Source organism: Pseudomonas sp. ef1, from assembly GCF_007293365.2.
GTDB classification, from domain to species: Bacteria; Pseudomonadota; Gammaproteobacteria; order Pseudomonadales; family Pseudomonadaceae; genus Aquipseudomonas; species Aquipseudomonas siliginis.
Genome location: NZ_CM129815.1, coordinates 5,530,247 through 5,544,129 on the forward strand (window position 1 = coordinate 5,530,247; position 13,883 = coordinate 5,544,129).

Consider the following 13,883-nt stretch of genomic DNA (forward strand, 5'->3'; position numbering starts at 1 on the left):
GTGCCCGGTATCAAAAATTGGTTCGGCGCCGGAAAAACTCCAGGCGCCGAAAGGTCCATCAGGCTTGCGTCAACTTCGCCGCAGCACGTTCGAAGCGGTCGAGACCGGCGTCGATATCGGCGTCTTCCACCACCAGGCTCGGGGCGAAACGGATCACGTCCGGGCCTGCCTGGAGAATCATCAGGCCTTCCTGTTCGGCGGCGTTGAAGATGTCCTTGGCCTTGCCTTTCCACGCTTCGCTCAGCACGCAACCGATCAGCAGACCGAGACCGCGTACCTGAGTGAACAGGCCGTATTTCTCGCCGATCTGTTGCAGGCGGGTCTTGAACTTGTCGTGCTTGGCGTTCACGCCGTTCAACACTTCAGGGGTGTTGACCACGTCGATCACCGCTTCGGCGACGGCGCAGGCCAGCGGGTTGCCGCCGTAAGTGGTGCCGTGGGTGCCGACGACCAGATGTTTGGCCAGCGCTTCGGTGGTCATCATTGCCGCGATCGGGAAACCGCCGCCCAGGCTCTTGGCGCTGGTGAGGATGTCCGGGGTCACGCCGTAATGCTGGTAGGCAAACAGCTTGCCGCTGCGGCCCATGCCGGTCTGCACTTCGTCGAACACCAGCAGCGCGTTGTTCGCATCGCAGAGTTCGCGGGCACCTTGCAGGTAAGCCAGCTCGGCCGGCAGCACGCCGCCCTCGCCCTGGATCGGTTCCAGCACGACCGCGCAGGTCTTCTCGGACACCGCGGCTTTCAGCGCGGCCAGATCGTTGTAGGGAACGTGGGTGATGCCAGTGATTTTCGGGCCGAAACCGTCGGAGTACTTCGACTGGCCACCGACGTTGACGGTGAACAGGGTACGGCCGTGGAAGCTGTTCAGCGCGGCGATGATTTCGTATTTCTCGGTGCCGAAACGGTCGAATGCGACGCGACGGGCCAGCTTGAACGCGGCCTCGTTGGCTTCGGCGCCGGAGTTGCAGAAGAACACGCGCTCGGCAAACGTGGCGTCGATCAGCTTGTGCGCCAGACGCAGGGCCGGTTCGTTGGTGAACACGTTGGACACGTGCCACAGCTTGTTCGCCTGTTCGGTCAACGCGCCGACCAGCGCCGGATGCGCGTGGCCCAAAACGTTGACGGCAATCCCGCCGGCGAAGTCGATCAGCTCGCGGCCGGCCTGATCCCAGACCCGGGAACCGGCGCCACGCACCGGAATGAAAGCGGCAGGCGCGTAGTTGGGAACCATTACCTGGTCGAAATCGGCGCGTTGTACCGCAGCGTGCTCAACGGACATCGGAGTCTCCTGAAGAGGAACACCCGCCTGGAACTGGCGAGCGATGAGGGGATTGTAAGGACAGTTGGGTGCCCGGCCTTGTCGCCAAGCGACAACTTCTTATAGCGCAAACCCCGGATTTTCCCGGGTTTACGGCAATGCGACATATAGCGTCGCAAAGGCGCAGTTTACCGGGCGCGGCCGATTTGCGGCAGGCCGCGCAGGATACCAAGTCAGCCCCCACGGCAGAGACATAAATATCTACCGCACGGTGGTCGCTTGCCGCTGATTTGCTGAGGGTTCTTCCCAACGCCAAGGAATGGCCATGCATTTGTCTGAAGCACCCCCATCGGCAACCCCGGATGCCGCACATGACGCGCAACATGCGGACGAGCATTACCAACCACTGAAAAACGCGATTCCGGCCTGGCTGGGCGACACCTCAGCCACGCGGCGCGAAGCGCTGAAGAACAGCGTCCCGCAACAGCCGGCCGCGCTCAAGGTCGCGCCAGCCGAACAGCACGCGTTGATGAAAAGCCTTGGGGCGGCGCATATCACCGCGCAGAGCCGGGTCGACAAGAGCCTTGAGCACTTACAGGACGCTGCGGCCTTCGCCGAGCCCCTGCTCAAGGCCGAACTGAAAAGCTGCTTCGATCTGGAACTGGATGTAAGAAACACCTACGTGCGCCTGTACATTCCTGCCACCACCCCATGGTTTCCGATCCGCACCGGCGCCCGCGCCTGGTCCGTGTCACTGCTTGAGGCGGCGCTGCATAACTTCGAAGAAAGGGAAACCGAAGACGACGCCTTCGAAGCCGAGTCGACATTCACTAGCGCACCTTCGGCTACAGGACAGTTTGAAACCCTGCCCGACATCAAGGCCAGACTGAGCATTTCCGCTTTCACCAAACTGTGCCGTCGACTGGATATCGGCGCGAAATACAAAGCCAGTCTCGAAGACAATCTGGGCTACTCCGATCCGATGGTCGCGTCGGTCTTGCGCGGCAAAATCGACGCCAGCCAGAAGGCCGCGATGAAATCGGCCCTGCAATGGGCGCGGATGAACCGCGACGTGTCGGAAAACGCGGTGCGCCTGATCGAGGCCATGCTCGACGGTGTGAAAGGCCTGCATGTGTACGGCGCCCCGCTGCTGTGTCATGACATGACGATGCTTTGCGCACCGCTCACCGGCATCGTGGTATTCGCCCCGGACCTGTACATGACACGCAATGCAGCGCGCGTCGTCGCCTACGTCCCGGATGACCCCGAACATCCGTTCAAGGAGTATGCCTCGCCATTGGAAATGGTCGTGGAGCTGACGCGCCAGTTGCGCTCCAGGGACTATCAGCAATTCTTCAGCCGCTTCGTCAACCACGACCAGCGCGGTTTCTTCTTCAGCACCCTCAACAGCCGGCTGAGTGAAATCCGCTGGCACCCGCACGAACCCGGCGACCCTCGGCCGGCGTGGCGCGAAGCCGCAGTGGAGCGGCCCGACCTGCAGACTGCGCTGACGCCGTTTTACGACGATGTGTGGCAACACCTGTACCAGGCAAAACTGAACAAGATTTTCAATGACGCCCGAACCATTGCCGTACCGACTGCCCTGGTTGATCAAAGGGCGCGCTGGGCGTTCTGGGATTCGCTGGTCAACATCCTCTCTTCCATCGCCCAGACCGCCGCAATGATCGTCGCGCCCTTCGTGCCGGTGCTCGGTGAAGCGATGATGGCGTACATGGCCTATCAGATGCTCAATGAAGTATTCGAAGGCATTGTCGAGTGGGCGCAGGGGCGCACGACCGAGGCGGTCGAACACCTGATGGGAACCGTGGAATCGATGATCCAGCTGGGCATGTTCGCCGTCGGCGGTGCGATTGGCGCGGCCGAGTTTCGCAAGGTATTGCCCAAGAAAATCGTGGCGTTCATCGACCGCTTCAAACCGGTACAACTGGCCAATGGTGACACCCGCTACTGGCAACCGGATCTCGAACGCTACGAACATCCGCAGCGCCCGACTGCCGATTCGCAACCCGATGCCTTGGGTCTGCACACCCATGAAGACAAGCGCCTGCTGCCCCTGGAGGACGCGCACTTTGCGGTCACGGAAAGTCAGGTGCCGGGGCAGTACCGCATCGAACATCCGAGTCGCCCCGACGCATACCAACCGGTGCTGCGCCACAACGGCGAAGGCGCCTGGCACACTGAACTCGAGCAACCGCTGGAGTGGGATGGTGCAACCGCGCTGCGCCGTATCGGCCCTGCGGTCGAGAGCTTGTCCGCGAGCGAGCGCGAAACCGTGCTGCAGATCAGCGGAACCAGCGAAGACGCGTTGCGCAAAATGCATGTCGAGCAGGAAAGCGTTCCGCCGCTGCTGGCCGACAGCATCCAGCGCTTCAAGATTGATCAGCAGTTGCAACGCTTCATCGACCAGCTCGACAGCGATGACGCTGAAGTTTTCTTGCGCGCCGACCCGGTCACGCAGCTGCAGGTGCTCAGCGAATACGGCCGCTGGCCAGGCGACCAGTGCCTGCGTCTGCTCGATCGCCAAGGCGAGCAACTGTGGCAGTCGTCTACTGACGCAAGCCTGCCCGTGACCGAACTGCGCCAAGGCGAACTGGTCGGTGGTGACGTGCTCAAAGCGCTGCTCTACACCCTCGACGAGACGCAGATCAAAACCTTGCTGGACGAGCCCTTCGCGGGACCGACGCCGTCCATCGAGGTCCGCAGCCACAACCTGCGCAAACAAGTGGCCGACCTCGCCAGACGCAACACCAGCGCGCTGTTCGAGTCGCGCTATCAAGCCCTCCAGCACCTCGACGACCCGCTGGCCGCTCGACTCAAGATTCACCCTCCGCAATTGCCGGCCAGCATTACCCGCGAACTGCTCGATACCGCGACCGGCAGCGAACTGTTGCAGATCAGCGAAGGACTATTGCCCCCGCGCCAGCAGGCACTCATGCAGATGGCCAGTGACGAGGTGCGCGTTACCCGCGCGTATGAAGGCCTTGAGCTGGCCTCGGTGAGCAATCACGACTCTGACTCTCTGGCGCTGCACAGCCTCAAATTGTTGCCGGGCTGGAGCGGCGATGTACGCATCGAAATCCGTGACGGGCGCTACGAGGGCCGGTTACTGGACACGATCGGCCGTGACGATGCGCCCGAATACAAGGTGCTGGTTCGCCGCGACGATGGCCAATACCAACCTTATGACGATCGTGGGCAGCAGCTGCATTCGTTCGCTGATTTCTATTCCAGCCTGTTGTACGCATTGCCCGACAGCGAGCGCCAGAGCCTGGACCTGCGGATCGGCCAGGGTCAGGCGCTGAAGGCGGCCATTCGTGAACGCACGCTCGAGCGCAACGAGTGGCGTCAGGTGATTGCCCATACGCAGTCCCGAGCGCCGGCTGTCGACACCCTGCGCCTGCTCGGTACCGACGGTTACGCCCATGCTCCGCGTCCGCCACGCCCCGCTTACCAGCCGCACACTCTCGAAGAAGACATCCGGGTGCTCTATCCACGCATGTCGAACCATGAAGTGCGCTTCCTCGCCGAAAGCATGCGAAGCAGTCCCGCAGGCGCGCGCGCCGAAATGCTTCGTTTGCAAAATGACTACCTGCAATTGCAGAACGAACTGCATGTCTGGGCCAACAATCCGCCCGCCGTGCACCCGGAAACCGGCACGGCGCTCACCTCGCTGGAGAAGCGCGCCGAAATCCAGAATCGCAGGCTGCTACGGGAGCAATTGCTCAAAGCCTGGAGACGGGAGCACGTCACGGGTATCAATCACCGGGGCTTTGCCGCCGGATACGCCTTGCGCCTTACACCTGCGGTGATGGGCGACTTGCCCGTGTTGTCAGCAGACTTCAGCCATATCACCTCGCTCGCCATTGACGGCAGCCCGATGACCACATCTGTCGACAGCTTTCTGCAGTCCTTCAGCCAGTTGCAGAATATCGATGCGCGCAATCTCAATCTGTCGAGCCTGCCGCAAGCACTGACTTCGATGCGCTCGCTGCGCGAATTGCGCTTACGCAATTGTCGGATCAGTCTGACGACGGTCACAGAGTCGGTGCTCGCGGCCATGCCGCAGCTCACCCTGCTCGATCTGCAAGGCAATGCGCTGGGCCTGCCTCCGGACCTGCACACACTGCCTTCATTGCGCTACGTGAACCTGTCGGATACCGGCATTCACACGGTGCCCGACGATCTGCTGGATCATCCGCGCCTGATTTCGGCGCAATTCGATCGCAACCGCATCACGCGGATACCGGACAGTTTTTTCAACCTGGCAAGCTCCCTCAGCGATGGTTATACCTTCGCCGATAACCCGTTGACGGCGGCTTCTCGCGAGCGGGTAAAAGTGTTCTACGAGCACACCGGAAGGCACTTCGGCGTCCGGCCCGTCCAGGAGGATCTGCAACGCACCATCGCCTTGTTTCCATCCCTCGACACGGAAGGCGCAACACAGGTGTTGTACCGATTGCCCGGGCCATTGGCGGAGTGCGGCGCACAGTTGTCCCGCTGGGAAAATGAACTCGGCGTGCTGAATCTCGAACTCAGTCAATGGATCAACCAGGCCACCGTGACCGCCTCTGAGTCGGGGGAACGTCTGCCTCTCGAGGCACAGGCCCGCGAACTGGAGGCCCGGCGATCCTTTGCGCAACAGATCGAGCAATTCTGGCGCAGCCCGCCCCTGTACCCGCGCCTTGAAGAACTCAGGGCAACGGCGACGTTCAGTGGGGATATGCCGATACTCAGCGCCGGTCTCGAGCGCGCGACGCGGCTGAACCTCACCGGCACCGCCAATAGCACCGCCGCCCTGCGCTTCGTGGAGTGCTTCCCCAACCTTGCCAAGCTGAAAATGAACGGTTTCGAACTGGGACCGCTTGCGCTGGGCGAAGCAAAACTGCCTCAACTGAGCGATCTGGAGCTGAAAAATTGTGGCGTGGTCATGACCCCGGAAAACCAGGCTGCGCTGCTGTCACTTGGCAGCCTCGACTCGCTGGACCTGAGCGACAATCCGTTGGGTACGTTCCCCGACCTGAATTTGTTGCCCGAATTGATCTATCTCGATCTGTCCAACTGCGGGCTGACCGTCGTGCCTGAAGGACTGGCCAGCCATCCGGGGTTGCGAACCGCAGTGCTCGCAGGCAACCGCATCACGCAACTGCCCGAGGCGCTGTTCGACCTCCCCGCCGAGCGCAGTGACGGCATTGATCTTGCCGACAATCCGCTATCGATCGCCACCCGCGACCAGATCAAAAACCACTACCGCCTCCATCGTAACGACTTCGACGTACTGGCGGCCGAACCGGACGTGAGCCTCGCCCGGCAGTTGTTTCCCGGTCTGAACAAGCAAGAGGCCAGCGAGATGATTTACGACTTGCCCGGCGACCTGGCCGACGGTCGCCAACAGCTGCTTCGCTGGCAAGCAGAACAGCAACAGATGCGCGATGACCTGACCCGCTGGGCCTTGGCAACGCCGTCTGCGCACCCGGTTACGCGTCAAGCCTTGAGCGCAAGCGAGCGTTTGGCGCAACGATCCGCACGCTCGGACTTCAAGCAATTGATAAAGGATTTCTGGGGCGAAAGATCGATGGGTACCGGCAGGCGCACGACTTCTTTCGCGGCAGACCTCAAGTTCCTCGGCGAAATGCCGCGCCTGACGGTCAACTTCGATCACGTTACCAGCCTCAAGCTGGCGGGCAACGTGACGATCGCGGGACTGGAGCCGTTCGCTGCCTTGTTCCCGAATCTTCAGATGCTGGAACTGAAAGCTTTCACACTCTATGACATCCCTTCGTTCGTCAGCCGTCTGCACTATCTCAAAGAGCTCAAACTCAATGACTGCGCGCTGACGCTTACCCCTGCCGGGCAGCAGGTTCTCGGCGCGCTGCCCGAGTTGCGGTCGCTCGATCTGAGCCATAACCCACTGACAAACGCGCCAGACCTGACAATCCTGCCCAAGGTGACGAACTTCTCACTCGGCCATAGCGAACTGACGAGCGTGCCGAAGGGCATCGCCGAGCATCCGCTACTGCGAGAGCTCCATCTCAATAACAACCAGATAACCGTGCTGCCCGACGCTGTCTTCAGTTTGCATCCCGAGCGGGCCGACAGCGTCTATCTGAACGACAATCCTCTGTCCATGAATACCCGCGAGCGCGTCAAGCTCTACTACACCGCACAAGGGCGCAACTTCCGGATCAAGCCGCCATCGGCTGACATTGCCATGGCGCAGAGACTGTTCCCGCGACTGGGCGAAAACGCTGCGATCAACATGATTTATCGCCTGCCCGGGACATTACAGACCGGCACGGCGCAACTGATCAGATGGGAGGCGGAAATCGCCCGCATGATCAGTGATCTCAACACATGGAACGCGCGCCTGCCGGTCAACAACCCTTCGACAGAGCTACCCTGGACAGCGCCGGAAAGATTTGCAGAACTCGCCGCCAGACAAAGATTCAGCAGTGACCTTGAGAAACTCTGGCGCGGTCGGCAAAACGAAAACTCAGCCCTGCGGTTCAATACTTTCGAAGCCGATGCGACATTCACCGGCGAATTGCCGGAACTGACCGCTGACTTCAGCCACATCACGCATCTCAACCTTCAGGGCAATCCGGGGCTGAACATTCCCGATGGTTTTTTCCGAAGCTTCAGTGGCCTGCGCGGACTGGAACTGCAGGATTTCGCCTTGGGCCGGATACCCCAATCGCTGCCAAGCCTGCCGTTGCTTGAGAGGTTGATGCTGAGCAAGTGCCAGATCACTCTGGATCCTGCCGGACAGGCGATCCTGTCCACGATGACCCGATTGAAATCTCTGGACTTGTATAGCAACCCTCTGCAGGTGACGCCCGATCTATCGACCCTGCAGAACCTGACGTTCATCGACCTGATCAACACCGGCATCGATAGTCTTCCCGCCGGGCTGGAACAGCTGCCGCACCTGGAAGTCGCGTTGCTGAGCGACAACAACATCAGCGAATTGCCGGCGCAACTGACGCAGTATTCCGATCGCGGCATTGAACTGGGCGGCAACCCGTTGTCGGTTGCTTCCAGAGAACGGATCAAGGCCGCATTCCAGGCCAAGGCTGACAACTTCGGTGTCTGGGTCCAACAGCAAGACATCGATCTGGCGCAAAGCCTTTATCCATCGCTGTTCGGCTTCGATGCCAACGATCTGGTCTACAAGCTTGCGGGCACGCTGGCCGATGGACGTGTTGAGCTGATGCGCCGCAAAACCGAGCTCACCGGCCTGCTCGAACGCCTGGATAGCTGGGCCAACGAGACTCCCAACGATACTGACACGCAGATGCCGCTTGCGACCGAAGCGGCAGCCAGGGAAAGACTCAACCGCCAGCACTTCAGGCAAAACCTCGAAGACGACCTGCGCCGTGCGCCCTCGTTCCTGACAGGGCCAAGGGTCAGCTGCGAGTTGTCGTTTACCGGTGAGCTGCCGCCGCTGACCGCGCGTTTCGACCACATCGAACAATTGAAACTGACCACCACAGCGTCAGCTGCGCCTCGGATCGATCGTCTGCTGGAGCTGTTCCCGAAGCTCAAAGGTATCGACATCCGCAATTATCCGCTGGGCGAAATTCCCGTCCCGATTTTCGCCATGGAAAGGCTGCGCAGCCTGTATCTGCCGGGCTGTGAGATCACGTTGACTGCGCAGACCGCAGAAGCATTCGCAACGCTGAGAAACCTGAGTTCGGTGGACCTGAGCGACAATCCGCTCAACATCGCTCCGGATCTGAGTCATTTCCCGCAGATGACCGATGTGCGTCTGGGCAACTGTGCCTTGAGCAAGGTGCCTGACGGCCTGTTCGGACTGCCTCGATTGATGTACGCCGACTTGTCCGGAAACGCGATCACCGAGTTGCCGGGCGAGTTTCCTTTACAGCCCGGCGACGTGCTGACCGAATACGACTTCAGCGACAACCCGCTGACTGCCGAAAGTTTGCAGCGCCTGCAGCGGTATGAGGCGGCGTATCAATTGCGCCTGCTGGAGCAGCAGTCGAGCAACGACACCGCGTATCAGACGATTGAGGATTTCCATGACTTCTCCGGCGGCATGGAAACCGATTGAGGGTCGATCCGCGCTCAGCCACGCTCCGGCGGCACTGACGACAATTCGAACGGGCTGCTGCTGCGCCGCTGGTTGCGATCTTCCCGTGGCGTGGCACCGAAGAAATTGCGATAGGCGCTGGAGAAATGCGGCCCCGAGGAGAAGCCGCACGAGAGGCCGATCTGGATGATCGACTTGCTGGTCTGCATCAACATCTGCCGGGCCTTGTTCAGGCGCAGTTCCAGGTAGTACTGGCTCGGCACACGGTTGAGGTATTGCTTGAAGATCCGCTCCAGCTGCCGACGGGATACGCACACGTGCTGGGCGATTTCGTCGGTGGTCAGCGGCTCTTCGATGTTGGCTTCCATCAGCAACACCGCTTGGGTGAGCTTCGGATGGCTGGAGCCGAGGCGATTCTGCAACGGGATGCGCTGACGCTCACCGCCCTCGCGGATGCGCTCAACGACCAGTTCTTCCGACACCGCACCGGCCAGTTCCGCACCGTGATCGCGAGCCAGCACCGCCAGCAACAGGTCGAGCACCGACATGCCACCGCAGGCGGTCAGACGATCGCGATCCCAGTCGAACAGATGACTGGTGGCGATGACTTTCGGGAAGCGCTCAGCGAAATCGTCCTGCCAGCGCCAGTGCACGGCGGCGCGATAACCGTCGAGCAAACCGAGCTGGGCCAGCGGATAGACACCGGCCGACAGACCACCGATCACGCAACCGGCACGCACCAGTTGCTTGAGCGCACTGCTCAGCGCCGGCGCGAGCGTGGTCGGTGGCTCGTCAGCGAGCAGGAACAGTTTCTGGAAATTCTCGAGCTTGCCCGCCCAGGGTTCGCCAGGCAATTGCCAGGCCCCTTCGGTCTGCGGCTCGGCCTGCAAGAACGACAGTTCGTAAACCACGTCCGGGTGCACCCGCTGCGCAACACGCAAGGCCTCCTCCGCCAGCGCCAGCGTCAACGCTTTAGTACTGGGCCAAATCAGGAAACCAATTCGATGGGCAGTCATGGGCGGGCAATCCGAAACGAACAACGGTGATGAAGACATGGGCCAATGCTAGCCCGGAAATGAATACAAATCCTGAGTCCGATACAGATCCATGTAGGAGCTGCCGAAGGCTGCGATCTTTTGATTTTCGAAAAACAAGATCAAAAGATCGCAGCCTCGTTGCACTCGGCAGCTCCTACAGGGGATCTGGGTCAGGCTTCAGGTCGCGAAGCATGACCTAATCTGGTGCACAACGGCAGCCCTGATTTATTTCAGGCTGCCCGACAGAAACTGCTGCAAGCGCTCCGATTGCGGGTTGACCAGCACTTCGCGCGGGTTGCCGCTTTCTTCGACGACGCCTTTGTGCAGGAACACCAACTGGTTCGACACTTCACGGGCGAAGCCCATTTCGTGGGTCACCACGACCATGGTGCGGCCTTCCTGCGCCAGCGCCTGCATGACTTTCAGCACGTCGCCGACCAGTTCCGGATCGAGGGCCGAGGTCGGTTCGTCGAACAGCATCACTTCCGGTTCCATCGCCAGCGCACGGGCGATCGCCACGCGCTGCTGCTCGCCACCGGACATGTGCCCCGGAAACGCGTCTTTGCGATGGGCCACGCCAACCTTGTTCAGGTAGTACTCGGCTTTTTCGCGCGCTTCGTACTTGGGTACGCCGAGCACGTGCACCGGCGCTTCCATGATGTTTTCAATCGCGGTCATGTGCGACCACAGGTTGAAGTGCTGAAACACCATCGACAGGCGCGAGCGCATGCGTTGCAGCTGTTTTGGATCAGCGGCTTTCAGCGCGCCATCCTTGTTCGCCACCAGTTTCAGCTCTTCGTTGTTGAGCAGGATCTTGCCGGCGTGCGGCTGCTCGAGCAGGTTGATGCAACGCAGGAAAGTACTTTTGCCGGAGCCACTGGAGCCGATGATGCTGATCACATCGCCGGCGGCGGCTTTCAGGGACACGCCCTTGAGCACTTCGTGACTGCCATAGCGTTTATGCAGGTCTTGGACTTCAAGTTTGTACATGCGGTCGGTTCTCACAAAAACAGTCAGTCAGTCGTTGAGCAAGCGCCCGTGACGCAGCGCTTCGCGCCCCGCCACCTTGGCCAGCCAGAAACCGGGTTGGGCATAGCGCAGCCGTTCAATGGCAAACAGCACCCCGGACGTACCAGCACATACCGTGCTGACCCGATCGGACACAGGGTCGATCACTTGAAAAATCTCGTCGCCCGCCTCGACCCATTCGCCAGGCCTGCGGGAAAAACTCACCACACCGGGGTGCGGTGCGAACAACAATTCGGTGCCTTCGAAGGGCATGCCTTCGCACGGTTCGAAGGCCGGGTCCGGCCACTCGCCGGTGATCAGACCTTGCTCGGCAAGGAACGCCAGAATGCCTTCAGCATAAGCCTCGGCTTCGACGCGGCCGGTGTCGGCCTGCCCGCCCAGCTCGATCGTCGTCGCCAGACACGCCAGCGGAATCTGCGCCTCGGGAAACTGCCGCGACAGGCGCAGCCATGGCAACGAGCAAGCTTCATCGAACGAGCTGCCGCCGGAATCTTCCGCGAGCAGACCAACCTTGACGTTCAGATGTGCCGACAGCGAACGCCACTGCGGCCAGTGCTGCGGCAGCGCATACATGTGCAGCGCGGCTTCGGCATCGCAGTGCAGGTCCAGCACCACATCGGCGGTGCAGGCGTGGCTGAGCAGCACACGTTGCATGCCTTGCAACTGGCTGCTCGCTTCAGGCAATCCGGCCAGGTGGTCGGCCATTGCCTGACGGATCAGGCGCACATTGGCATGGGGATCATCACCGAGTTTTTCGCCCAGCGCCGCCGCGACCGGCGCGCTGAGCTCGACGAAATCACGATTGAAATTCTTGCCGCTGCCCGCCTCGAAACGGCCCTGGAAATTGCCTTGCAGCAATTGCCCAAGGCCGATCGGATTGGCTACCGGCACCAGCTCGATCACGCCGTTGAGCAAGCCTTGGGCTTCGAGTTCGCCGAGGCGCTTTTTCAGCTCCCAGGCGGTGCGCATGCCCGGCAGTTCATCGGCGTGCAGGCTGGCCTGAATGTAGGCCTTGCGCTCGCCGCTACCAAAACGGAAAACCGAAACCTTGCGCTCGCTGCCCAGGTGGCTCCACGGCAATACGTGGTCGATGCGTTGCATATCAGTGCTTCCGTGGCGCGAGGTAGCTCAACCAGCGACGCTCGGCCAGTTTGAACAGCTTGACCAGAATGAAGGTCAGGCACAGGTAGAACACGCCAGCGGTGATGTACGCCTCGAACGGCAGATAGAACTGCGCGTTGACGGTACGTGCCGCGCCAGTGATGTCGATCAGGGTCACGATCGACGCCAGACTGGTGGTCTGCAGCATCATGATCACTTCGTTGCTGTACTGCGGCAGCGCGCGGCGCAGGGCCGACGGCAGCAGGATGCGCTTGTACAGTTTGAAGCGCGACATGCCCATGGCCTTGGCCGCTTCGATCTCACCGTTCGGCGTGGCTTTGAGGCTACCGGCGATGATTTCTGCGGTGTAGGCGCTGGTGTTGACCGCAAACGCCAGGCAGGCACAGAACGTTGCGCTGGACAGCCACGGCCACAGGAAGCTTTCGCGTACCGCTTCGAACTGGGCCAGACCGTAGTAGATCAGGAACAGCTGCACCAGCATCGGCGTGCCGCGAATCACGTAGGTGTACAGCCACGCGGCGCCATTGACGAACGGGTTTTTCGAGACGCGCATCAGCCCCAGCGGCAACGCCGCGAGCAAGCCGAAGAACAGCGACAGCGCGAGCAGTTTGAGGGTGGTCAGCAGGCCGCTGAAGTACAGCGGCAGTGCCTCCCAGATGACGTTGTAGTCGAAGATCATAGATCAGCCGCCCTTACGCCTACCGAGTAGCGCTTCTCAAGGTGACGCAATGCCAGCAACGAAACACTGGTGATCACCAGGTACATCGCCGCCACTGCGAGGAAGAAGGTGAAAGGCTCGCGCGTGGCATCTGCCGCCTGCTTGGCCTTGAACATCATGTCTTGCAGACCGACCACGGAAATCAGCGCGGTGGCCTTGGTCAGTACCAGCCAGTTGTTGGTGAAGCCGGGAATCGCCAGACGAATCATCTGCGGCACCATCACCCGGAAGAACACCTGAAAACTGCTCATGCCGTAGGCCATGCCCGCTTCGGCCTGGCCCTTGGGGATCGCCATGAACGCACCACGGAAGGTTTCCGAGAGGTACGCACCGAAGATGAAACCGAGAGTACCGATACCGGCGGCCAGCGGATTCAGGTCGATGTAGTCGTCATAGCCGAGCATCGGCGCAACGCGATTCAGCAAGTCCTGACCGCCGTAGAAGATCAGCAGGATCAGCACCAGGTCGGGAATGCCGCGGATCACCGTCGAATACAGGTCGCCCAGCCACGCCAGCCAGCGCACCGGCGACAGGCGCAACGCGACACCGATCAGCCCGAGAACGATGGCCAGAGCCATGGACGACAAGGCGAGCTGAAGCGTCAGCCATGCGCCATCGAGGATGACAGCCCCGTAGCCTTTCAACATGATT

The 13,883-nt window shown here is 60.9% G+C and carries 7 protein-coding genes; 1 reads left to right on the forward strand and 6 read right to left on the reverse strand.

Annotation, left to right across the window (positions count from 1 at the left end):
• Nucleotides 1-58: 58 nt before the first annotated feature.
• A complete protein-coding gene (locus tag FEE99_RS25315) occupies nt 59-1,279 on the reverse strand; it encodes an aspartate aminotransferase family protein (protein ID WP_016773586.1) in 1,221 nt (406 codons plus the stop codon).
• 304 nt (nt 1,280-1,583) lie between these two features.
• On the opposite strand from FEE99_RS25315, the gene FEE99_RS25320 reads away from it, so the two are divergent.
• Nucleotides 1,584-9,347: a dermonecrotic toxin domain-containing protein gene (locus tag FEE99_RS25320; RefSeq protein WP_041479244.1), complete on the forward strand. Its 7,764-nt coding sequence runs from the start codon at nt 1,584-1,586 to the stop codon at nt 9,345-9,347.
• A gap of 14 nt (nt 9,348-9,361) precedes the next feature.
• Here FEE99_RS25320 and argR read toward each other — a convergent pair whose 3' ends face one another.
• From argR to FEE99_RS25345, 5 genes are all read right to left on the reverse strand, one after another.
• Entirely contained in the window at nt 9,362-10,342 is a 981-nt protein-coding gene (argR, locus tag FEE99_RS25325) for a transcriptional regulator ArgR (RefSeq protein WP_041479242.1), read from the reverse strand.
• Nucleotides 10,343-10,588: 246 nt separating this feature from the next.
• Complete coding sequence (locus FEE99_RS25330) at nt 10,589-11,353, reverse strand: ABC transporter ATP-binding protein (protein ID WP_007912705.1); 765 nt, start codon at nt 11,351-11,353, stop codon at nt 10,589-10,591.
• 27 nt (nt 11,354-11,380) lie between these two features.
• Entirely contained in the window at nt 11,381-12,493 is a 1,113-nt protein-coding gene (locus tag FEE99_RS25335; protein WP_041479240.1) for a succinylglutamate desuccinylase/aspartoacylase family protein, read from the reverse strand.
• A 1-nt stretch (nt 12,494) separates the two neighbouring features.
• The gene (locus tag FEE99_RS25340) at nt 12,495-13,193 is read right to left on the reverse strand and encodes an ABC transporter permease (RefSeq protein WP_024014019.1); all 699 of its coding nucleotides are present in this window, start codon (nt 13,191-13,193) and stop codon (nt 12,495-12,497) included.
• The gene (locus FEE99_RS25345) at nt 13,190-13,879 is read right to left on the reverse strand and encodes an ABC transporter permease (protein WP_016773583.1); all 690 of its coding nucleotides are present in this window, start codon (nt 13,877-13,879) and stop codon (nt 13,190-13,192) included. The genes FEE99_RS25340 and FEE99_RS25345 overlap by 4 nt, the downstream gene beginning before the upstream one ends.
• Nucleotides 13,880-13,883: the final 4 nt, after the last annotated feature.

Bases quoted from the DNA above. Each gene is read 5' to 3' on its own strand.
- FEE99_RS25340 (WP_024014019.1), bottom strand. From the start codon at position 13,193: ATGATCTTCGACTACAACGTCATCTGGGAGGCACTGCCGCTGTACTTC.
- FEE99_RS25345 (WP_016773583.1), bottom strand. From the start codon at position 13,879: ATGTTGAAAGGCTACGGGGCTGTCATCCTCGATGGCGCATGGCTGACG.
- FEE99_RS25315 (WP_016773586.1), bottom strand. From the start codon at position 1,279: ATGTCCGTTGAGCACGCTGCGGTACAACGCGCCGATTTCGACCAGGTA.
- FEE99_RS25330 (WP_007912705.1), bottom strand. From the start codon at position 11,353: ATGTACAAACTTGAAGTCCAAGACCTGCATAAACGCTATGGCAGTCAC.
- FEE99_RS25335 (WP_041479240.1), bottom strand. From the start codon at position 12,493: ATGCAACGCATCGACCACGTATTGCCGTGGAGCCACCTGGGCAGCGAG.
- FEE99_RS25320 (WP_041479244.1), top strand. From the start codon at position 1,584: ATGCATTTGTCTGAAGCACCCCCATCGGCAACCCCGGATGCCGCACAT.
- argR (WP_041479242.1), bottom strand. From the start codon at position 10,342: ATGACTGCCCATCGAATTGGTTTCCTGATTTGGCCCAGTACTAAAGCG.